We start from the raw sequence: 20,533 nt of genomic DNA on the forward strand, positions 1-20,533 counted from the left end.
CCCCCACCGACACCAAATCCGACAACCGACGATCCGACTCCGGCTTACGCCAACCCGCACGAGGCATGCACTACAAACTACACCCATGTAGTCTTAACTGAACGGTATTGGGTCTAGGGCCCGTGGCTCGCCGGTGCGCCGAGGGTACGGTTGTTGTACAGATCGCCCGAGTGGGGCCGCAATCAACCGTACTTTCGGCGAGCGGTTACCCGCGTGAATCAGAGCGCATTTGCCTTGCAGGGCATCGCCAACCTGATCGGGATCGCGTGGCCCAGCACGCCGATGCCTGCGCCGAGGATCGGCCAGATCGGCCAGAAATACCAGGCGCCCGCCGACAGCGCGACGGCCAACCAGACCGTCAACACGACGACGACCATCAGCAGGTAGGCGGCCAGGTGCAGGCGGACCGACATCCTGGCGGCGGCGCGGCGGGCCTCCTGGCGGCGCGGGTCGGTGCGGCGCAACCGGGCGACGGGCAGATCGGCCAGTAGCGAGTGGAGGTCGGCCGCGGTCTGCGCGGCGAACGCTGCCCCGACCCTGCGCTCGTATTCGGGCATGTCCAGATAGCCCTCGGTGAGCGCCTGACCGAGTTGGCGGGCCGTCGTCTCGCGCTCGTGGTCGCCGACGCGGACGGGCGTCTGAGTGAGCATATTGGTCATATGCCAACAGTGACATGTCAGTTGTGGAGTGTCAATGGTTCAGGTTGAATTGGAGCCATGACCGACGAGCAGCGCGTGGTCACGGCCAGCCGCGACATCGCCGCACCGGCCGCGACGATCTTCGAACTCATCGCCGAACCCACACAGCAGCCGCGCTGGGACGGCAACGACAACCTCGCCGAGGCTCCGTCGGGCCAGCGTGTGCGGGCCGTCGGGGACGTCTTCACCATGACGCTGACCTTGGGTGTCGATCGGGAGAACCACGTCGTCGAGTTCGAGGAGGGTCGGCTCATCGCGTGGCAGCCATCGGAGCCCGGGGCCGCGCCGCCAGGGCACCTGTGGCGGTGGCAGCTGGAGCCCGTCGACGACGGCCACACCCTCGTCACCCACACCTACGACTGGACTCGGCTGACCGACGAGAAGCGGCAGGTGCGGGCCCGCGCCACCACTAGCGAGAAGTTGCAGGCCTCGATCGACAGGCTGGCCGCGCTCGCGGAACAGACCTGAACTCGCTGGTTTGTTCAAACTCCAACGACGGCCTGACTCGGTGATCACGATGGTTGCTAGGAAACCCAACTAGTGAGACGAGCAGCACCATGGCTGTCGACGAAAACAAGCTGAACGAATTCCTCGGCAAGGCCGTGGGTGATCTCGGCGCCGCAATGAGCGCGACACTCGTACTTGTCGGTGACCGGCTCGGGCTGTACCGAGAACTGGCGAAGGGTGCGGTCACGTCGACCGAACTGGCCAAACGCACCGGAACCAACGAACGCTACGTCCGCGAATGGCTGGGGAATCAGGGCGCCGGGGGATACGTGCAGTTCAACCCCGCGTCCGACGAGTGGTCGCTGAGCGAGGAGCAGGCGCTGTGCCTGACCGACCCGAACGGTCCGGTCGACCTGCCCGGCGCGTACAACATCGTCGAGGCGACGTTCCACGCGCTTGCCCACACCCTCGACAACTTCACGTCCGGTAAGGGCATGGAGTGGGGCGAGCACCATCCCTGCCTGTTCGAGGGGACCGAGCGGTTCTTCCGCGCCGGCTACAACGCCAGTCTGATCGATGCGTGGCTGCCTGCCTTGGACGGTGTCGTCGGCAAGTTGCAGGCCGGCGCGAAGGTTGCCGACGTCGGCTGCGGGCACGGCGCCAGCACCATCTTGATGGCGAAGAATTACCCCGATTCGGAGTTCGTCGGATACGACTATCACGCCGCATCGATCGACGTGGCCCGCGAGAAGGCAGCGGCGGCAGGTGCGACGAACGCGACGTTCGAGGTGGCGGACGCGGTCGGCTACGACGGCAAGTTCGACCTCATCGCGTTCTTCGATTGCCTGCATGACATGGGCGATCCAGCTGGCGTGGCCCGGCACGCGCGTGAGGCGATCAACGACGACGGCGTCGTGATGCTGGTGGAGCCGTTCGCCAACGACACGGTGCAGGACAACCTCAATCCGGTAGGTCGGGTGATGTACGGCGCGTCGACGCAGATCTGCGTACCCGTTTCGCTGGCGCGCAATGGGCCCGCACTCGGCGCTCAGGCAGGTGAAGCCCGGCTGCGCGAAATCCTGGTGGACGCAGGCGGTTTCAGCCGATTCCGCCGCGCCACCGAGACGCCGTTCAACCTGGTGCTCGAGGCCCGCCCGTAGCGGCTACTTACCTTCGGAGAACGCCCGCAGCGACGCCACCTGCACCGGGTCGAGCGAAGGTCGCACGTTGGCGCGTGCCTTCTCGACGTCGGCGGCCGTGACGTCGGCGGCGTCGATCGAGCGGCGCATCGCCGTCAGTGCCGACTCCCGCAGTAGCGCAACACAATCGGCGGCGCTGTAACCGTCGAGTTCATCGGCGAGCGCATCCAGGTTGACGTCGGCACTCAACGGGATCGACTTGCCCGACGTGCGCAGGATCTCCCGCCGCGCGTCGGCGTCGGGTGGCTCGACGAACACCAGCTTCTCCAGCCGGCCGGGCCGCAGCAGCGCGGGGTCGATGAGTTCGGGTCGGTTGGTGGCACCGAGCACGACGACGTCGCGCAGCGGGTTGATGCCGTCGAGTTCGGTGAGCAAGGCGGACACCACGCGATCGGTGACCCCGGAGTCGAAGCTCTGCCCGCGCCGCGGGGCCATCGCGTCGATCTCGTCGAGGAACACCAGCGACGGCGCGGAATCGCGTGCGCGCCGGAATAGTTCGCGCACAGCCTTCTCCGAGGAGCCCACCCACTTGTCCATCAACTCGGCGCCCTTCACGGAGTGGATCGACAGCCGGCCGGTGCTGGCCAGGGCGCGCACGACGAACGTCTTGCCGCAACCGGGCGGACCGTAGAGCAGGACGCCGCGTGGCGGCTCGACGCCGAGCCGGGCGAACGTATCCGGGTGCTGCAGCGGCCACAGCACGGCCTCGGTCAGCGCCTGCTTGGTGTCGACCATGTCGCCGACGTCGTCGAGCGTCACCGACCCGACGGCGACTTCCTCAGTGGCGGAACGGGACAGCGGACGTATCACCGACAGCGCACCGACGAAGTCCTCCTGGACCAGCGCGGGCGACTTGCCGTCGGCGCTGGCCCTCGCTGCCGCCCGCAGCGCGGCCTCGCGAACCAGGGCGGCCAGGTCGGCGACGACGAAACCCGGTGTCCGGCCGCCAATTTCGTCCAGGTTCAGGTTCTCGGACGGGACGCCGCGTAACAGCACCTCTAGCAGCGACTTGCGGGTGGCTCCGTCGGGCAGGGTCAGGCCGAGCTCGCGGTCGCAGAGGTCGGGTGCGCGCAGCCGAGCGTCGACCGCGTCGGGCACCGCCGACGTCGCGACGAACGCGACGCCCTTGGTGCCGACCGCACGGCGCAACTCGGTCAGGATCAGCGTGGCGACCGGTTCGGCGGTCGCGGGCAGCAGCGCGTCGACGTCGGTGATGAGCAGCACCCCGCCGCCGGTTCGCACCGTGGCGACGGCCGATGACACGCTGGCCAGCCGGTCCTCTGCGCGTAGCGCTCCGACTTCTGGGCCGTCCAATTCGACGAGGCGGCGCTGCGAGCACACCGAGCGCACCAGTGCGGCCTTGCCGACGCCGGCCGGTCCGGTGACCAACACGCCGAGATTGGCTGTGGCGCCAAGAGTTTCAAGTAGCTTGGGTTCGTCGAGCGCCAACTTGAGCCACTCGGTCAGCCGCGACGCCTGCGCGTGGGAACCCTTGAGGTCGTCGAACGGGATCGTCGGGGTGTCCGGTTTCTTGCTGGGCGTCGTCACGGTGTGCTGGGCGGGGCCCGCGGCGCCTGCGATGGCTTCGGTGCCGTCGCCCCAGGCGACCGACGAGTTCGGCTGGATGCTGACCGGACCGCTCGGGTCGACGCTGGTGACCGTCAGCAGTTCCGAGGTCCAGGTGATGCCGACTGACGACGCGAGCGCCGTGGTGGCCGCCGACGTCGACGTGCCAGGCCCGAGATCGCGCGGCAGCAACGACACTGTGTCGCCGACCGTCATCACCTTGCCGAGCAGCGCCTGGCGCAATGTGGCCGGGGTTATCGACTGGGTGGCGAGCCTCGACCCATTGACCGTGACCGACCGCGCGCCGTACACCGTCACTGGCGCGACGATCACGGTCGTGTTCTCCGGAAGTCCGGCGTTCGACAGCGTTACGTCATCGAGCAGTGCCGTGCCTGCCGGGGTGCCGGACGGCGCAACGCCGACGACCGAGGCGGTAGTACGGGCCCCCGTCAGCGACACCGCATCCCACTCCCGAATACCAAGGGCTGCAATCACTTCGGGGTGCAGCCGGACCACGCCCCGGCGCGCGTCCATGGCCGAGGTGTTCAGCCGCGCCGTCAACCGCAAGTGCGACAACCGGGTGTCCTCGGCCTCGCGCAGCGCGTCGCCGGACTCAGTCATTGCGCGAGCCCGGCCTGCGGAGCCCGAGTCGCGCCGCGGACCGGCGATTGGGCGCGGCGCGGCGCGCGGCCCGGCGCACCGCCCGGCGTTGTTCCGGTTTGGCGTCCCACGCCTCGGGGCGCGCCGCCACCCAGCGCTGGCTGCGGATGGTGAACGGGATGATGCACAGGTACCCGGCGATGATCAGCAGCACCAGGATGTACGGGAACAGCAGGAGCCCGGCGGCCCCCGCCGCGACGAGGATCAGCAGAATGGGCGCGGCGTTGGGCGGCACCGAGATGGCCTTCAGTGCCAGTGTGGGCACCCGGCTGACCAGCAGTGCGGCGTTCGCCGCCAGCCACGCGCAGACGAACCAGTGCGACGTCCACCAGCCCTGGCCGAACTGCATCATGGCGACCAGCGGGCCAATCGCCCCGACGGCGCCGCAGGGGGCGGGCATGCCGGTGAAGAACTCACGGGTGTACGCCGGTCGGGTGTCGTCGTCGAGTAGCGCGTTGAAGCGGGCCAGCCGCAACACGACGCACACCGCGTACAGCAGCACGAAGATCCAGCCGATCTGCGAGTGCTCCAGCATCGTCACGTAGATCACCAGCGCGGGCGCCACGCCGAAGTTCACCGCGTCGGCGAGCGAGTCGATCTCGGCGCCCATCCGGGACTGGGCGTTCAGCGCGCGGGCGATGCCGCCGTCGATGCCGTCGAGCACGGCGGCCGCGCCGATCAGCGCCAATGAGATCCACGGCTTCTCGTCGAGCGCGAACTTGATGGAGGTCAGGCCCGCGCAGATCGCCAGAACCGTCGTCGCACTGGGCAGGATGCGGAGGCTGATCTGAGGAGTCTTGATGCGGGGTCTCATCGCGTCAGCTCCGCGAGCACGGTTTCGCCGGCGACCGCGCGCTGTCCGATTTCGACGAGCACGTTCGCGGCCTCCGGCAGGTAGGTGTCGAGCCGGGAGCCGAACCGGATGAGGCCGTACGTCTCGCCGAGCTCGAGCTTGTCGCCGACCTTCGCCGAGCAGACGATGCGTCGGGCGATGAGCCCCGCGATCTGGACGGCCACGACGTCGATGCCGTCGGGCGTGCGGATCCAGACGCTGTTGCGTTCGTTGTGGGTGCTGGCCTCGTCGCGCTCGGCGGAGCCGAACTGACCGGGCTGGTACTTGATGGTGACGACCTCGCCCGCCACCGGCGCGCGCTGCACGTGGGCGTCGAACACCGACAGGAAGATGCTGATGCGCGTCATCGGCTCGGTGGAGAGGTTGAGCTCGGCGGGCGGGACGACCTTCTCGATCAGGGTGACCCGGCCGTCGGCGGGAGCGACGATGACCCCGGGCCTCGTCGGAGGAACGCGCGGCGGGTGGCGGAAGAACAGTGCACTGGCGCTCGCGGCGGCGAGGCCAGCCGTGCGCACCCAGCGGTGCCGCCGGCCTGCCGCGGCGAGCCCGAGCCCGCCCGCGATGAAGGGTAGGCCCGCAGGGTGGACTGGGGGGACGGTGGAGCGGACGAGGTCAACCAATTGGGAGAGCTCGGATTGGTCGGCTGCGTCTGATGGGCGCGCGGGTCTGGCCATGGGGTCTCGATTCTACGGTTGGAGTGCTCGGCCGGGGACGGCTAGCCCAAGTCCCAGACGCTCACCCGTGCCCCGGGCTCGAGCTCGGTGACGCCCTCGCCGAGTTCGAGCAGGCAGTTCGCCGACGCCAGCCAGCGCAGGTGATGTGACGCGGGAGGTCCGTAACTGGTGACGGTGCGTCCATCGGGCCCGAGCACCCCGCGCCGGAACTGCCGCTTGCCCTTCGGGGAGGTCAACGACTCCGTCAGGGTGACGTCGAGTCGCGGGCGGTCGGGATGGGGGACCCCCATGGCGGCGCGCAAGGGTGCGCGGATGAACACCTCGAACGACACCAGCGCGCTGACGGGGTTGCCGGGCAGCGTGATGATCGGCGTGCCTGCCACTCGACCCGCGCCCTGCGGCATGCCCGGCTGCATGGCGACCTTGACGAATTCGACCTCGTCGCCGAGCGAATCCTTCACCACTTCGTAGGCGCCCGCGCTGACCCCCCCGGTGGTGATGATGAGGTCGGCTTTCGCGGCGTGCTCTTCCAGCGTGGCCCTGAATGTCGCGACGTCGTCGGACGTCATCGCGACGGTGCTCACCTCGGCGCCGGCGTCGCGCACGGCCGCGGCCAGCATGACGGCGTTGGACTCGTAGATCTGGCCGGGCAGCAGGGCAGTTCCCGGCGCCACCAGCTCCGAGCCCGTCGACATGACCAGAACCCGTTGTCGGGCAACGACGTTCACCTCGCCGAGCCCAAGCGCGGCGGCCAGGCCAAGCGCGGCAGGCGTGAGTACCTGCCCGGCGTGCAGCACGGTGGTGCCCGCGGTGACGTCCTCACCGGCGCGGCGGAGGTGTTGGCCGGGCTTGGCAGCGGCCCGGATCGCCACCGTCTCGGTGCCGCCGTCGGTGGCCTCGACCGGCACCACCGCGGTGGCGCCTGCGGGCAGCGGTGCGCCCGTCATGATGCGGTGCGCGGTGCCGGGCGCCAAGGTGAGCAGATCGGTGCGTCCCGCCGGGATGTCCTCGGCGACGGGAAGATTCACCGGATGTTCATCGGACGCATCGACGACCTCGTCGGCGAACACGGCGTAGCCGTCCATCGCCGAGTTGTCGAACCCCGGCAGCGACAGCGGGGCGACGACGTCGTCGGCCAGCACCAGCCCGAGTGCGTCGGTCAACGGCACCAAACCTGGCTTGGACGGCGCGATCAGCCCGGCGACGACCCGCTGATGCTCTTCGACGGATCTCATGGAGTTAGACCGGGAAGGTGACGCCGGTGAGCTCCTCGGAGACGGTCCAGAGTCGCGCCTGGATGCTCTCGTCATGCGACTGTTTGCTCGACGCAACGACTTTCGGGTGTCCGCTGGATTCGCCGAGCCCGTCGGGACCGTAGTACTGGCCGCCGACGACGGTCGGGTCGGTCGCCGCGCGCAGGGTCGGCAGTGCGCCCATCTCGGGCGATTGCGAGAACAGTGAGACCACCGGAACGAGGATCGACGGCATGTGACGCGCCAGCTCGGTGTCGGACAGGCCCGGATGGGCGGCGACCGCGATCGTGTCCGCGCTCTTGGCGGCGAGCCTGCGCTGCAGCGCGTAGGTGAACAGCAGGTTCGAGAGCTTGGACTGTCCGTACGCGGCGACGCGGTTGTAGCTGCGTTCAAACTGCAGGTCGTCGAAGTGGATCTTCGCGATGATGCGGTGGCCGACGCTGCTGACCGTGACCACGCGTGAACCCGGGACGCCCATCAGGTTCTCGAGCAGCAGCCCGGTCAGCGCGAAGTGGCCGAGGTGGTTGGTGCCGAACTGAAGCTCGAAACCGTCCTTGGTCGTCTGCCTCGGCGACGGGTACATGACCCCCGCGTTGTTGATCAGCAGGTCGATCCGCGGGTAGGCCGCCTTGAGCTCGGCTCCGGACGTGCGGACCGAGTCGAGCGAACCCAGGTCCAGCGGGTGGACCGTCACGTCCGCGCTGGGGGTGGCCTCCTTGATGCGGGCGGCCGCCGCCGCGCCCTTCTCGGTGTCGCGCACTGCCATTACGACCTTGGCTCCATGCTCGGCGAGCACGCGGGCGGTGTCGAAACCCAGGCCGGTGTTCGACCCGGTCACGATGGCGACGCGGCCGGTCTGGTCGGGGACGTCTGCGTCGGTCCACTTTGTCTTGGCGCTCATGTGCACGACCATACTCAAGGTGATGGTCACGCTCGTAGATCCCGCAAATCCACCCAGCCGGAAGGCGCCGCTGGTGTGGGCCGTCGGCGCAGCCATTCCGTGGACGGTGCTTGCCGTGGCCCAAGTGGTGTGGTTGTCCCTCGACGCGCGACTGGCCGTCCTGCACGTCGCCGCGGCCGTCGCGACGGTGTTCGGGGTCGCACTGTTCGTGTTCGTGGTTCCGTTGTGGCGGTACCGCGTTCACCGCTGGGAGATCGGGGCGCAGGCCGTGTACACGCGCACCGGTTGGCTGGTGCAGGAGCGCCGCATCGCGCCGATCTCGCGGGTGCAGACCGTCGACACCCAACGGGGGCCGCTAGACCGACTGTTCGGACTCGCGAATGTCACGGTGACGACGGCGTCGTCGGCGGGCGCGGTGCGCATCATCGCGCTGGACGCCGACGTCGCCGACCGGATCGCCGCACAGCTGACTGACATCGCGTCGATCGGAGAGCAGGACGCCACGTGAGCGTCGACGAGGTTGCGATTCCAGCGGGCCAGTGGCGCAGGCTGAGCCCGCGCATGCTGCTCGTCCACCCGGTCCACGAGGTGCTGCGCCAGCTGCCGCTGCTGATCGGCTCCGTGGTGCTGGGCTATTCGACGGGCAACCCGATGTGGTCGGTGGCGGCGCTGATACTCATGGTGGCCTACGGCGTGGCGCGGTGGTTCACCACGGCGTATCGCCTCGACGCCGACCAACTCCAACTCCGCGAAGGCGTGCTGCAGCGCAAGGTTCTGTCGTTGCCGCGAAACAGAATTCGCTCGCTGTCGACGGATGCGCGGCTGTTGCACCGCTTGCTCGGGCTCACCGTCGTGAAGGTCGGTACCGGCCAGGAAGCCAAGGGGGACACGGAGTTCGAGCTCGACGCCGTCCGGTCCGAAGAGCTCGCGGGCCTGCGCACGGTGCTGCTGGCCGATGCTCCGTCGGCCGCCTCGGACGAGGTTCCGGCGGCCGAGCGGGTGCTGGCCCGGTGGCAGCCGACGTGGCTGCGCTACAGTCCGCTGAGCTTCACGGGGTTGGCCATGATCGCGGCGGCGGTCGGCATCGTGTATCAGACCGGGGCCGTTGCAGCGCTTGAGGATTCGCAACTCGCGCGAGCAGGGCTGGACGCCGCGGAGCGATTCGGAGTGTTGGCCAGTGTGGCACTGGGTGCGGTCGCGGTGGTGGTCATGTCGGTGGTGCTGTCGGTCGCGCGCTCGCTCGTCACGTTCGGCAATCTGGTGCTGACGCGGCGTGATGACGGGACGGGCGCCGGTGTGCTTCACCTCGAACACGGCCTGCTGCGGGTGCGCGAGCACACGTTCGACGTTCGTCGACTTCGCGGCGGAACGCTGCGCGAGCCGCTGCTGGTGCGAATCTTCGGGGGCGCGCGCCTGGATGCGGTGATGACCGGGGTCGGAGGGGCGGGCGAGGCGTCGCTGTTGCTCCCGCCGTGCCCCCGCGCGACGGCCGAGGCGGTGCTGACGTCGCTGACGGGGCCGGACGTCGTCGCCGGCGAGTTGCGGCGGCACGGGCCCGCGGCGACGCGCAGGCGGTGGACCCGGGCGCTGGCGTTTCCTGCGGTGCTCGCACTCGGGCTGGCGGGGTTGTCGTTCGTCGTCGCGGTCCCGACGTGGGTGTGGGTGGCGTGCGGCGTGCTCGCGGTGGTGGCCGCGCTGCTCGCCGCCGACCGGTCGCGCTCGCTCGGACACCGGGTGGATGGCGGCTGGCTGGTTGCGCGAGCCGGCAGTCTGGACCGGAGGCGGGACTGCATCGCCGCCGCGGGCATCATCGGTTGGACGGTGCGTCAGACGCTGTTCCAACGAAGGGCTGGCGTCGCGACGCTGGTCGCGGCGACCGCCGCGGGGGTGAAGGGCTACCGCGTGCTCGACGTGCCCGCGGACCTGGCGTGGTCGGTGGCCGCCGCGGCGTCACCGTGGGTGGCCGGCAACGAATGGGCGCGGATTCAGTAAACCGACTGTGTCGCTGGGAACATCCGGGGAGTCCCGAGTTGCGCGGATTCGGTCGCCCTCTACCTTGGCACCATGGCTATCGGTGGTGTGCTGTTCGACATCGATGGCGTCCTGGTCACTTCATGGAAGCCGATCGCGGGCGCCAGCGACGCCTTGCGCACCCTGGCCGACCACCAGATCGCCAGGACCTACCTCACCAACACCACCACCCGCACACGCGGGCAGATCGCCGGACTGCTCACCGACGCGGGCATGGACGTCTCCTCCGACGAGGTCATCACGGCCGCGCTGCTGACGGCCGACTACGTCAGGGACCGCTATCCGGGTGCCCGTTGCTTCCTGGTCAACAGCGGACTGGTCGGCGAGGACATGCCGGGGATCGACCTGGTGTACGCGGGTGACGTCGTCGACGCCGAGCCCGAGACGCCCGACGTCATCCTGCTCGGCGGCGCGGGGCCCGAGTACGACCACGTGACCCTGAGCCGCGTCTACGACTGGATGAGCCAGGGCGTGCCCGTGGTCGCGATGCACCGCAGCACGTCGTGGAACACCACCGAGGGGCTGCGCATCGACACCGGCATGTACCTGATCGGCATGGAGGAGACGTCCGGCCGCAAGGCCACCGCCGTGGGCAAGCCGGCCCCGGAGGGGTTCCTGGCGTCGGCCGCGCGGCTGGGCGTCGAGCCCGAGGAGATGTACATGGTCGGCGACGACCTCAACAACGACGTGCTCGCCGCACAGGTGGTGGGGATGACGGGCGTGCTGGTTCGCACCGGAAAGTTCCGCCAGGACACGTTGGACCGTTGGGCCGCAGACGAATTCGCGATGCAGCCCAACCACGTCATCGACTCGATCGCGGACCTGCCGGAGCTACTCGGGCTCTAGGTCAGATCGTCAACTCCAGGTCCGGAGTGTCGCGAGTCGGACTCAGGTGCCGCCGACAGATGCGAAACGATTCGGCGACACCGCCCAGATCTGGCGACTCGCCAGCAGCAGCCATCGCCTGTGCCTTGAACGCCTGCGCGGCAAGGCTGAGACGGTGCTCCACTGGACGCAATCGGCTCAACTCCGTCGGCCAGTCGCGTCCCCACAACGTGACTTCGGTTCGATTCGAACCGATCTCTTTCGTGGTGTACCGCTGCACGCGTGCGTCTCGTTCGTATAGCCCGACCGACACCGACAAGGCATCGGGCACGCCTGCCGGTGACGCTTTGCCCAAGACGTGGTCCAGCTCGACCAACCGGGCGCCCAGGATGTGCAGCGGCCGGTCATCGGGGCATTCGGCAACGGCGACCTCGACGTCCCATCCCATCACTGCCCGGTCGTACAGCCAACCGCCGGCGCACCACACCACGTCGGCAACGCTTGCGGCGAGCACGGTCAGTCGGAATTTGTGCGCCGGGGGTTTGGCGCGGGCGCGGGCACGTTCGAGCCTGCGCATGCTGGCACGATCGAGCTTGTGGACACCGTCTGCCACCCGGTCGGTCGCTTCTAAAGGTCGAACAGCCATGCGGATTCCGTTCCGTTGACAAAGACGATGGACATCCCGTCCAGGGCCATGCCAGTATACGAGAAGTAGTGTTCTCATAGAAGAGAGCACATATTATTGAACCGAGTTGTCCGCGGAACCGCGACGCCGTTACGGCTACACCGCTCCTCGCTGGGTTACCCGAATACACCTGTACAGCACCGCAATCGGATTCCTGGGCCCTTCGGTTCGGGCGATCATCGAGAGTATGGGCAACGGTCCAGTATCCGTTGCGGGAGGGACGTCGCGGTGAATGGTGCTGGGGCGAGAACCTCGATTACGAATGTTGATAATGACTGTGTTCGCAGGTGGTGGAGATGATCGGCGTCGTTGCATAGGCTGATCCCATGACCGACGTCGTCGCCCCCCAGCTCTCGTACTGGCTACCCTCTTGGAGCGCCAAGGATCCGGGCGGGTGGCGGCACCTCCGCGACGCGGCACGCATTGCCGACGAGACTGGGATCGACCGGGTCGTGGTCTCCGACCACGTCGTGTTCGGGGAGAACCTCGACGCCTACGGCGACCCGGCGCTCGGAGGGTCGGCCGGAGGCAGGCAGCCCACCGGGCCCGACGGACACTGGCTCGATCCCCTCACCGTGCTCACCTACGTGGCCGGCTTCACCGACACAGTCCGGTTGGGCACCGCCATCCTGATCGCCGCCCTGCGCCGTCCGGTGGTACTAGCCAAGGAATTGGCCACGCTCGACGTGCTCTCCGGCGGCCGCGTCGACCTGGGCGTCGGGGTCGGCTGGCAGCGCGAGGAATACCAGGCGGCCGGGCTCGACTTCGAGGGAAGGGGCCGCCTGCTCGACCACACCCTCGAGGTCTGCCAGACACTGTGGCGGCAGCAGCGGGCCAGCTTCGCCGACGACCTGTTGCGCTTCGACGCCACCCACCAGATGCCCAAGCCATTGCAGCCCGGCGGGGTGCCGATCTGGGTAAGCGGAACATTCAACCGCAACGTCGTCAGACGGCTCGCGGCCTACGGCTCGGGGTGGATCCCGTGGGGCCCAGCCGCAGAAGACTTGCCATCGTCGATTCCCCGAATGAAGCAGGCGATGACCGACGCCGGCCGCACCGACGCCGGCGCCCTTCAGGTCGTCGGATTCCTCCCCATGGCCTACGAAGGCCGGACCGTGAACCTCGAAGCCACGATCGCAGCGACGAAGCCACTCCTCGACGCCGGCGTCACCGACTTCCGGGTCAGCTTGCGTTTCACCGGCGACTTCGACACCGACAAGGGCACGGTCTTCGACATCGTGGATGCGTTCTCCAAAGCCTTTCGCTGACAATCCGACTTGTCCCTACCGTCACAGGTTGAGAGCGCGTTCCCCAATCACGCGTTCTTCGCGCAGCCCCGTGAGGTCGGCCTCGGTGACGCCGAGACCGCGGAGGATCTCGTCGTTGTGCTGGCCCAGCGTCGGCGGAGGAAGACGATGGTGGCTGGTCGGTCCGGGAGTGATGCGGAAGGGCCAGCCGGGGTAGCGGCGTCGCCCGGTGACCGGGTGCTCGAACTCTTCGTAGAATCCCCGCGCGTCCAACTGAGGTACGTCGTACATCTGATTCGGTCGCAGGAGCAGCTCGGCCGGGACGTCGCGGGAACGAAGGGCGTCGACAATCTCGGATGCGGTCCGCGTCCGGGTCCAGTCGGCGACCACCACGTCGAAGGCGTCGTGCTCGCGTTCGCGCTGGTGCGGCGACGAGAAGCGCGGATCGTCGAGCAGGTCGGGCCGCCCCATCGCCGCGGCGAGCTGCGACCAGTCGGCATCGTCGCGCACGGTCAGCGCCACCCACGTGTTGTCCGTGTTGGCGGGGTAGACGCCCTGCGCGTAGCCGCGCTGCCGATTGCCTTGGCGCTGCTGCACGGTGCCGTTCATCGAGTATTCGATCACCGGCTCAGCAACGACACACGCGCCGGCTTCGATCTGGGCGACCTCGATCAGCTGTCCCTCACCGGTGCGCTGCCGGTGCTCGAGCGCGGCGAGGAGGGCGACACTAGCGTGCAGCCCGGCGTTGGGATCGGCTGCCCCGCCCAGGTTGCGCGGAGGGCCGTCCGGATATCCGGTGACGGCACTCATCCCCGACGTCTGCTCGATGTTGAGCGCCCATCCGACGTAGTCGCGCCACGGTCCAGCGAGGCCGAACCCGGGCATCCGAAGCTGAATGACATCTGGTTTGAGGAGCGCGAGGGATTCGTAGTCAAGGCCGAACTGCTCTATGACTCGGGGCGAGAAGTTCTCGACGACGACATCGGCCTCGGCCGCAAGCCGGCGCACCAGCTCGAGACCGCGCTCCGACGACAGGTCGAGGGTGAGGTCCCGCTTGTTCAGGTTGGCTGCCTGCCACAAAGCTCCGCTCTCGTACCAGTCGACCCCGTCTTCCGCGGACGTGCCGGAGTATCGGAAGCCGTCGAGTCGCTGAATCGATTCGACCTTGACGATGTCAGCGCCCAACGCGCCGAGGTAGCACGTGACGTACGCGCCAGCCCAGTACGTGCTGAAATCGAGCACCTTCAGCCCTGCGAACGGTGCCGTCGCCGTTATCTCGGGATCGACTGACCCAACGGACGCGTCGACAGTCGGCGTGACCCGGACCTGTGGGGCCCTGAGGCGCGGCGCGGCGCGCGGCGGGGCAACCGGTGTCTTCGACAAGCGGAACGGTGCGCCTGCGCGGCGGAAGGGCGAGTCCTCCGCTGCGGAATCGACGAAGAAACCGCGTTTTTCGTATTGGGGGCAGGTGGGGGCAGTGGCACCGTCGCACACAGGCGCTGCCGGGATTCGAAACGCCTGGCTTAGTTCCACGAGGCCAGCTACGGTCTGTTCGTCGAGCCAGGATTGGGCCTTGGCGAAGAATTCCGCGCGCCGGGGAGCGCCGCGCATGATCTCGAACTGGTATTCGCCGTACTCGGGCAACCCGACCATGTCGCAGACGTCGAGCCAGTGTTGGCCGGTGAGGCAGTTGACGCCTATCCAGCCGTCGGCGACGCGTACGACGCCCAACATGGGACCCGCAGTCGGGCCCGCAGGTGGGCCGGTGCGCTTGCGTTGGACGGCGATCATCGGATACGGAAGTGTCGCCAGGTGAGCCTCGAGCAGGGAGAGGTCGGCCTCGACCAGCCGGCCAGGTGCCTGGCGAGCGATCCGCAGTGCGGTCAGTGCGCCAAGCGCGGCATAGGCGCCCGCGACGTATTCGAGGATTCGGGCACCGGCGCCAACGGGAGGACGATCGGGATTGCTGATGCAGATCCAGCCCGAGGCCGCCTGCATGGTCAGCGGGGTCATCGCCCGATCACGCAGCGGTCCGGATTGGCCGAAGTTCGAAATGCGCACCACTGCCAGGCGCGGATTCAGGTCGTAGAGGGTGTCGGCGTCGAGCCCATAGTCGCCCAGGGCCCCAGGCGGCAACGCCTCGACAAGCACGTCGGCCGTCGCGACCAGCTCGCGGGCAGTCGCGAGGTCAGTACCGCGGGTCAGATCGAGCGTGACGCCGCACTTGCCGGCGTTGAGGTACTCGAACATCCCAGAGCGTTCCGGATCGGCCACGCCACCCGGGAACGGACCCCAGGTGCGCATCGGGTCTCCGGCCGGAGGCTCGATCTTGATGACGTTGGCGCCCAGGTCGACGAGCAGCTTCGTGCAGTACGCGCCGGTGATGTCGCCCGCGATCTCGACGACGCGAAGGCCGTCCAATGCCCCCGTCATTTGGGCACGCCGATGGCCTTCGGCTCCATGTACTGATGAAGTCCGGTGAGCCCACCACCTTCACGGCCGAACCCACTTTGCTTGAAGCCGCCGAATGGCGAATCGCCGGGACCGCAGCCGTTGATGGTGACCTGGCCGGTGCGGATCCGGCGCGCGACGTCCACGGCGCGGTCCACGTCGGTGGCCCACACGCCACCGGAGAGTCCGTATTGCGAGTTGTTCGCGATCGCGACCGCTTCGTCGTCAGAGCGGTAGCGCAGCACCGTGAGTACGGGTCCGAACACTTCGTCTTGGGCGATGAAGGCATTGGGATCGACGTCGGTCAGGATGGTGGGTTCGAAATAGAACCCGGTGTCCAATCCGTTTGGCCGCATGCCACCGGCAGCCAGCGTGGCGCCCTCGCCGAGCGCTCGCGCGACGCACCCCTGTACTCGGTGCAGCTGGTCGCGACTGATCAGCGGCCCCATGTTGACCTCTGGATCGGTGGGATCTCCAACGCGCACATTGGCCGCCAGCTCGACGAGCCGGGCCACCACGTCGTCATGGATCGAGTCGGGCAGCAGCAACCGGCTCTGCAGGATGCAGGCCTGCCCGGCATGATTCGTGCAGCTGTCGTTCAGCACCTGTGCGAGTAGCTCGTCGGTCACCTCCACGTCGTCAAGGAAGATTCCGGCCGACTTCCCGCCACATTCGAGCAGGATGCGCTTCATCGTGCCGCCGGCGGCGGCCATGACCTCGCGTCCCACGGCCGAGCTTCCGGTGAAGCTCACCATGTCGACCCGTGGGTCGGTGGTCAGCAGCTTGCTGGCATCCAGTCCGGTCGGCGTGACGACGTTGACCACCCCCTGGGGGATGTCGGTGTGTTCTTCGATCAGACGCGCCAGCGCCAGGCCCGACAGTGGGGTCAGCGGCGAAGGCTTGAGCACGACGGTATTGCCGGCGGCGAGCGCACTGCTCAGCTTTAGCGCGTTGAGCATGTGCGGGAAGTTCCACGGAGTCATGATGGTGACGACGCCAAGAGGCTCATGGCGGAGCAGCACCGTTCCGAAAGCTCCGTAGGCGTCGAACGTTTCCTCGGCCGGCTCTGCTGCGAGGTCGGCGGCGTGCAGTGCCATGAAGGCGGGACCGTCGATCTGGTTCAGCCGCTCGTTGGCGGTGCAGCCCCACTCGAGCGCTGCCAGCCGGGCGAACTCGTCGCCGTGTTCCAGCAGTGCGGTCCCCAGCTGGCGTAGGCAGCGTGCCCGCTCCTCGGGCCCGGAATTGGCCCACGGTCCCGAGTCGAATGCGTTACGTGCAGCGCCAATAGCCGCGCTGACCTGAGAGATGCTCGCATCGGGTGCGCTGGCTAGTACCTCCTCGGTCGAGGGACAGATGTCGTCGTAGCGGCCGTTCTCCGGATCAACCCACCGGCCGTCGATGTACAACCCGTAGGTATCGACGAGTGCGGGAGCAGCGGACATCAGGACTCCTCGATTGAGTCGGACATATTGGCTTTGTGTGTACACCGGTCGCGCTGCGGTCGTCAACTGCGTCGTGATCCAAAAGCATTGGTAAACAGCCTGTTGACACGGATACTCTCATCCGAGTAGACAGATTGATAATTGCTCAATCCGCGATCGAGAACGTGCATATTCAAACATATGTCCGACGATCACGTCGACAGTCCGGCATGGAGGCCGTCCAGTGCGCACCGAGTTCCCGCTGCATTCGCCAGACTTCTATACCGGCGACCCCTATCCGGCGTACCGAGAGCTGCGTGCGACGTCGCCCGTGTGCTGGAACGAGGAAGAGAAGTTCTGGGCACTACTGAAGTACGAGGACGTGCGCGCGACGTCGACGAACACCGCCAACTTCACCTCGACCAAGGGCGTCACGATCCCGGATCCGGCGATCCCGAACGCAGTGCAAGAGGGCAACCTGGTCTTCATCGATCCACCGCGGCACCGGCAGCTGCGCAAACTCATCAGCGCCGGGTTCACGGCTCGGCACGTCAAGCAACTCGAGCAGAAGATCCGTGACATCGTGCACGGCATCCTCGACGAGGTCGAACCCAACTCCACCCACGAGTTCGCCGAGGAGATCGCCGCCCCCCTGCCGACGCGGTTGATCGCCGAGATGCTTGGCGCTCCGACAAGCGATTGGGCGCAGTTCCGGATCTGGTCGGACGCGGTGACGGGTAGCGCGGACCCCGACATCGAACTCGACGCGATGGAGGCGTCCCTCCAGCTATACGAGTACTTCATGAACCTCATCGCGGAGCGACGTACCAAGCCGAAGGACGACATCCTCTCGGTGCTCGTCCACGCCGAGGTCGACGGCGAGCGACTCTCCGATATGGACCTCGTCCACTTCTCGTTCCTGTTGCTCGTCGCAGGCAATGAGACCACCCGCAACCTCGTTTCCTTGGGCACGCTCACGCTGATGGCCCACCCAGAGCAGCACCGCAAGCTGATAGACGAGCCCTCGTTGATACCGCTCGGTGTCGAAGAGATGTTGCGGTGGACCAGCCCAGTGACGCACATGGCACGCACCGCGACTAGCGACATCGAGATCCGTGGCCAGCTGGTCCGGGAGGGAGATCTGGTCGTCATGCTCTATGGGTCCGCCAACCGTGACGAGGACGTCTTTGGCCCGACTTCAGAGACCTTCGACGTGACCCGTAGTCCGAACCCCCAAATTGCGTTCGGCACCGGGGAGCACTCGTGCCTGGGTGCTCAATTGGCGCGCATCGAAGCGCGAATCATGTTCGAGGAGCTCTTCAAGCGCTATCCGAAGCTCGAGTTGGTGGGTGACGTCACTCGGCTGCGCGCCACCATGGTGCCTGGTGTCAAGAGAATGCCCGTGCGACTAGGAACCGGAGGCTGACTGATGGACTTCGATTACACGCCCGAACAGAACCAACTGCGCGCGGAGCTCCGCGCAACGCTGGAGCGGGTGATGACGCCCGAGCGCCGTGCAGCGGTGAGCGACCTCATGGAGGGCGGCCCGGCGATCAAGGAATGCGTACGCGCGCTGGGGGCCGAGAATCTGCTCGGCCTTGGTTGGCCCAAAGAGTATGGCGGCCGGGGTTTCTCGGCGATGGAGCAGTTCATCTTCATCGAAGAGGCACGTCGGGTGAAGGCGCCGTTCCCGATGATCACCCTCAACACGGTCGGCCCGACGCTGATGCGCTTCGGCACCGACGAGCAGAAGCAGAGGTTCCTCCCCGCGATCCTCGAAGGAACGGTGGAGATCGCCATCGGCTACTCCGAGCCCTCCGCAGGCAGCGACCTGGCGGCCCTGCGCACGACGGCCGTGCGCGACGGGGACGAGTACGTCATCAACGGCCAGAAGATGTTCACCAGCGGCGCGGAATTCGCCGACTACGTCTGGCTCGCCGCGCGCACGGACCCGACAGCCAAGAAGCACAAGGGAATCACCCTGTTCATCGTGCCGACATCGTCGCCCGGGTTCTCCTGGCAGCCGTTGCACACGATGCCAGGGGTCTCCACCTACTACACGTTCTACGACAACGTGCGCGTCCCGGCCAGCGCGGTCGTGCTTGGCGAGAATGAAGGATGGAACCTCATCACGGCGCAGTTGAACCTGGAACGCGCCACCCTGGGAAACCTCGGCGCCCTGTTGCCGCTGTACGAGAAGACCTTGGAGTGGGCGACCACCACCGAACTCGACGACGGCTGGGTCATCGATCAGCCCTGGGTTCAACTCACGCTGGCGCGGGTCGAGGCCCAGGTGGCTGCGTACAAGCTGTTGAACCTGCGCGTCAACGCCGCGATGAGCAATGGTGGTGCGCTCAACATGGCTGAGGCCTCTGCGGCCAAGGTCTTCGGCACCGAACTGACTCAACAGGTGGCGCGCGAGTTACTCGAAGTACTCAACCGCAACGGCTCGCGCCGAGGCGAGGACGCGCCGCTGAAGGGGCAACTCGAATCCGCCTATCGCCTCGCCGTCATCAACACTTTCGGCGGCGGTGCGAATGAGGTCCAGCGAGACATCATCGCCATGGCCGGCTTGGGGATGCCGCGTGCGCCTCGGGACCTGCGGGCGACCGCACCGTCACCCACCACGGCGGTGGCGGAGAACGTCAAGACGGAAGTTGGGGTGTGATGACCGACGACACGAAGGCAGCCTTCCACGAGAAGCTCAAGTCGGTGATCGGCATGCCGACTGGCAACGGAAAGCCTTCCGTAGCAACGGATCCGGTCAATCAGGCGATGATTCGGCATTGGGCGCTCGCGTTGGAGGACATGAACCCGGTCTATCTCGACCCCGAGTTCGCCGAGCAATCCCGCTTTGGCGGGATCGTCTCACCGCCGGTGATGCTGCAGACCTGGACGATGCCGCAGCCGGTAGTGTCCGGAATCCGCGAGCGCGGTGGCATTCCCATCGTGATCACGGCCAACCCGCTGTCGTTCATCGACGAAGCCGGGTTCACGGGGTCGGTGGCCACCAACTCGGAGTTCGAGATCGAACGCTACCCGCGCCTCGGTGACGTCATCACCTCGACGACGGTGATCGACGACGTCTCCGAGGAGAAGAAGACGGCGCTCGGGATCGGCCACTTCGTCACGTGGGCCACCACCTATGTCGACCAACACGGCGAGGTCCTAGGGCGGCAGCGATTCCGCCTCCTGCGATTCAGGCCGAACACCTGATGTCCACCAGACCCGCGCCGCCGACCAGCCGGGACACCGAGTTCTTTTGGGCCGGGCTGCGCGACGGCAAGCTGCTCATCCAGCGCTGCGGCGAGTGCGGCGCGCTACGCAACCCGCCCCGCCCGATGTGTCCTGCCTGTACTTCGTTGGACTGGGACACGGTCGAATCCTCGGGCCGCGGCACCGTTTACAGCTATGCGGTTCCGCAATATCCCCGGCAGCCCAATTTGGAGTATCCGTACATCGTCGTATTGGTGGAACTGGCCGAAGGTGTGCGGCTGGTGTCCAACCTCTGCGATGTCGAACCTAGCGACGTCAGCGTCGGGATGTCGGTGGAGGTCTTCTACAAGACCTTCGACGACGACCTCGTACTTCACCAATTCCGTCCCGCCCGCTAACCGCGCCG

Annotated in this window: 19 protein-coding genes; 10 read left to right on the forward strand and 9 right to left on the reverse strand. The window is 67.3% G+C overall.

Features of this window, described 5'->3' with window-relative positions; genetic code table 11:
- Nucleotides 1–218: 218 nt before the first annotated feature.
- Nucleotides 219–650 (reverse strand): DUF1707 domain-containing protein, encoded by a 432-nt coding sequence (locus tag SLQ33_RS07990; protein ID WP_413467625.1) that lies wholly within the window; start codon nt 648–650, stop codon nt 219–221.
- A 66-nt stretch (nt 651–716) separates the two neighbouring features.
- Here SLQ33_RS07990 and SLQ33_RS07995 point away from each other — a divergent pair, with 66 nt between their 5' ends.
- Nucleotides 717–1,166: an SRPBCC family protein gene (locus SLQ33_RS07995; RefSeq protein WP_319453291.1), complete on the forward strand. Its 450-nt coding sequence runs from the start codon at nt 717–719 to the stop codon at nt 1,164–1,166.
- A gap of 89 nt (nt 1,167–1,255) precedes the next feature.
- On the forward strand, nt 1,256–2,305 hold the full coding sequence (locus SLQ33_RS08000) for a class I SAM-dependent methyltransferase (protein ID WP_319453292.1): 1,050 nt from the start codon (nt 1,256–1,258) through the stop codon (nt 2,303–2,305).
- Between the two features lie 3 nt (nt 2,306–2,308).
- Here SLQ33_RS08000 and SLQ33_RS08005 read toward each other — a convergent pair whose 3' ends face one another.
- The 5 genes from SLQ33_RS08005 to SLQ33_RS08025 are packed head-to-tail and all read right to left on the reverse strand — an operon-like array spanning nt 2,309 to nt 8,251.
- Complete coding sequence (locus SLQ33_RS08005; RefSeq protein WP_319453293.1) at nt 2,309–4,531, reverse strand: AAA family ATPase; 2,223 nt, start codon at nt 4,529–4,531, stop codon at nt 2,309–2,311.
- A complete protein-coding gene (locus SLQ33_RS08010; RefSeq protein ID WP_319453294.1) occupies nt 4,524–5,384 on the reverse strand; it encodes a phosphatidylcholine/phosphatidylserine synthase in 861 nt (286 codons plus the stop codon). Before SLQ33_RS08010 ends, SLQ33_RS08005 begins: the two co-directional genes overlap by 8 nt.
- On the reverse strand, nt 5,381–6,097 hold the full coding sequence (locus SLQ33_RS08015; RefSeq protein ID WP_319453295.1) for a phosphatidylserine decarboxylase: 717 nt from the start codon (nt 6,095–6,097) through the stop codon (nt 5,381–5,383). The genes SLQ33_RS08010 and SLQ33_RS08015 overlap by 4 nt, the downstream gene beginning before the upstream one ends.
- Nucleotides 6,098–6,138: 41 nt before the next feature.
- The gene (gene glp, locus SLQ33_RS08020) at nt 6,139–7,332 is read right to left on the reverse strand and encodes a gephyrin-like molybdotransferase Glp (protein WP_319453296.1); all 1,194 of its coding nucleotides are present in this window, start codon (nt 7,330–7,332) and stop codon (nt 6,139–6,141) included.
- Between the two features lie 4 nt (nt 7,333–7,336).
- Nucleotides 7,337–8,251 (reverse strand): SDR family NAD(P)-dependent oxidoreductase, encoded by a 915-nt coding sequence (locus tag SLQ33_RS08025; protein WP_319453297.1) that lies wholly within the window; start codon nt 8,249–8,251, stop codon nt 7,337–7,339.
- 22 nt (nt 8,252–8,273) lie between these two features.
- Between SLQ33_RS08025 and SLQ33_RS08030 the strand changes: the two genes are divergently transcribed.
- From SLQ33_RS08030 to SLQ33_RS08040, 3 genes are all read left to right on the forward strand, one after another.
- Nucleotides 8,274–8,759 carry a PH domain-containing protein gene (locus SLQ33_RS08030; RefSeq protein WP_319453298.1) on the forward strand — a complete coding sequence of 162 codons (486 nt, stop codon included), beginning with the start codon at nt 8,274–8,276 and terminating at the stop codon, nt 8,757–8,759.
- Between the two features lie 53 nt (nt 8,760–8,812).
- Nucleotides 8,813–10,243 (forward strand): PH domain-containing protein, encoded by a 1,431-nt coding sequence (locus SLQ33_RS08035; protein ID WP_319453813.1) that lies wholly within the window; start codon nt 8,813–8,815, stop codon nt 10,241–10,243.
- Nucleotides 10,244–10,315: 72 nt separating this feature from the next.
- Nucleotides 10,316–11,128 (forward strand): HAD-IIA family hydrolase, encoded by an 813-nt coding sequence (locus tag SLQ33_RS08040; RefSeq protein WP_319453299.1) that lies wholly within the window; start codon nt 10,316–10,318, stop codon nt 11,126–11,128.
- A 1-nt stretch (nt 11,129) separates the two neighbouring features.
- Here the strand turns inward: SLQ33_RS08040 and SLQ33_RS08045 are convergent, their stop codons facing one another.
- Complete coding sequence (locus SLQ33_RS08045) at nt 11,130–11,753, reverse strand: hypothetical protein (protein WP_319453300.1); 624 nt, start codon at nt 11,751–11,753, stop codon at nt 11,130–11,132.
- A 365-nt stretch (nt 11,754–12,118) separates the two neighbouring features.
- Here SLQ33_RS08045 and SLQ33_RS08050 point away from each other — a divergent pair, with 365 nt between their 5' ends.
- Nucleotides 12,119–13,060: a TIGR03619 family F420-dependent LLM class oxidoreductase gene (locus tag SLQ33_RS08050; RefSeq protein WP_319453301.1), complete on the forward strand. Its 942-nt coding sequence runs from the start codon at nt 12,119–12,121 to the stop codon at nt 13,058–13,060.
- A gap of 21 nt (nt 13,061–13,081) precedes the next feature.
- Here SLQ33_RS08050 and SLQ33_RS08055 read toward each other — a convergent pair whose 3' ends face one another.
- Both SLQ33_RS08055 and SLQ33_RS08060 read right to left on the reverse strand, forming a co-directional pair.
- Entirely contained in the window at nt 13,082–15,472 is a 2,391-nt protein-coding gene (locus SLQ33_RS08055; RefSeq protein WP_319453302.1) for a CoA transferase, read from the reverse strand.
- Entirely contained in the window at nt 15,469–16,932 is a 1,464-nt protein-coding gene (locus SLQ33_RS08060; RefSeq protein WP_319453303.1) for an aldehyde dehydrogenase family protein, read from the reverse strand. The genes SLQ33_RS08055 and SLQ33_RS08060 overlap by 4 nt, the downstream gene beginning before the upstream one ends.
- A gap of 241 nt (nt 16,933–17,173) precedes the next feature.
- Here SLQ33_RS08060 and SLQ33_RS08065 point away from each other — a divergent pair, with 241 nt between their 5' ends.
- The 4 genes from SLQ33_RS08065 to SLQ33_RS08080 are packed head-to-tail and all read left to right on the forward strand — an operon-like array spanning nt 17,174 to nt 20,525.
- Entirely contained in the window at nt 17,174–18,337 is a 1,164-nt protein-coding gene (locus SLQ33_RS08065; RefSeq protein ID WP_319453814.1) for a cytochrome P450, read from the forward strand.
- A gap of 3 nt (nt 18,338–18,340) precedes the next feature.
- Entirely contained in the window at nt 18,341–19,579 is a 1,239-nt protein-coding gene (locus SLQ33_RS08070) for an acyl-CoA dehydrogenase family protein (protein ID WP_319453304.1), read from the forward strand.
- A complete protein-coding gene (locus SLQ33_RS08075) occupies nt 19,579–20,127 on the forward strand; it encodes a MaoC family dehydratase N-terminal domain-containing protein (protein WP_319453305.1) in 549 nt (182 codons plus the stop codon). Before SLQ33_RS08070 ends, SLQ33_RS08075 begins: the two co-directional genes overlap by 1 nt.
- Nucleotides 20,127–20,525, forward strand: a complete 399-nt coding sequence (locus SLQ33_RS08080) for a Zn-ribbon domain-containing OB-fold protein (protein WP_319453306.1) — start codon at nt 20,127–20,129, stop codon at nt 20,523–20,525. The genes SLQ33_RS08075 and SLQ33_RS08080 overlap by 1 nt, the downstream gene beginning before the upstream one ends.
- Nucleotides 20,526–20,533 lie beyond the last annotated feature (8 nt).

This window comes from Mycobacterium sp. RTGN6 (assembly GCF_033804605.1).
GTDB lineage: Bacteria > Actinomycetota > Actinomycetes > Mycobacteriales > Mycobacteriaceae > Mycobacterium.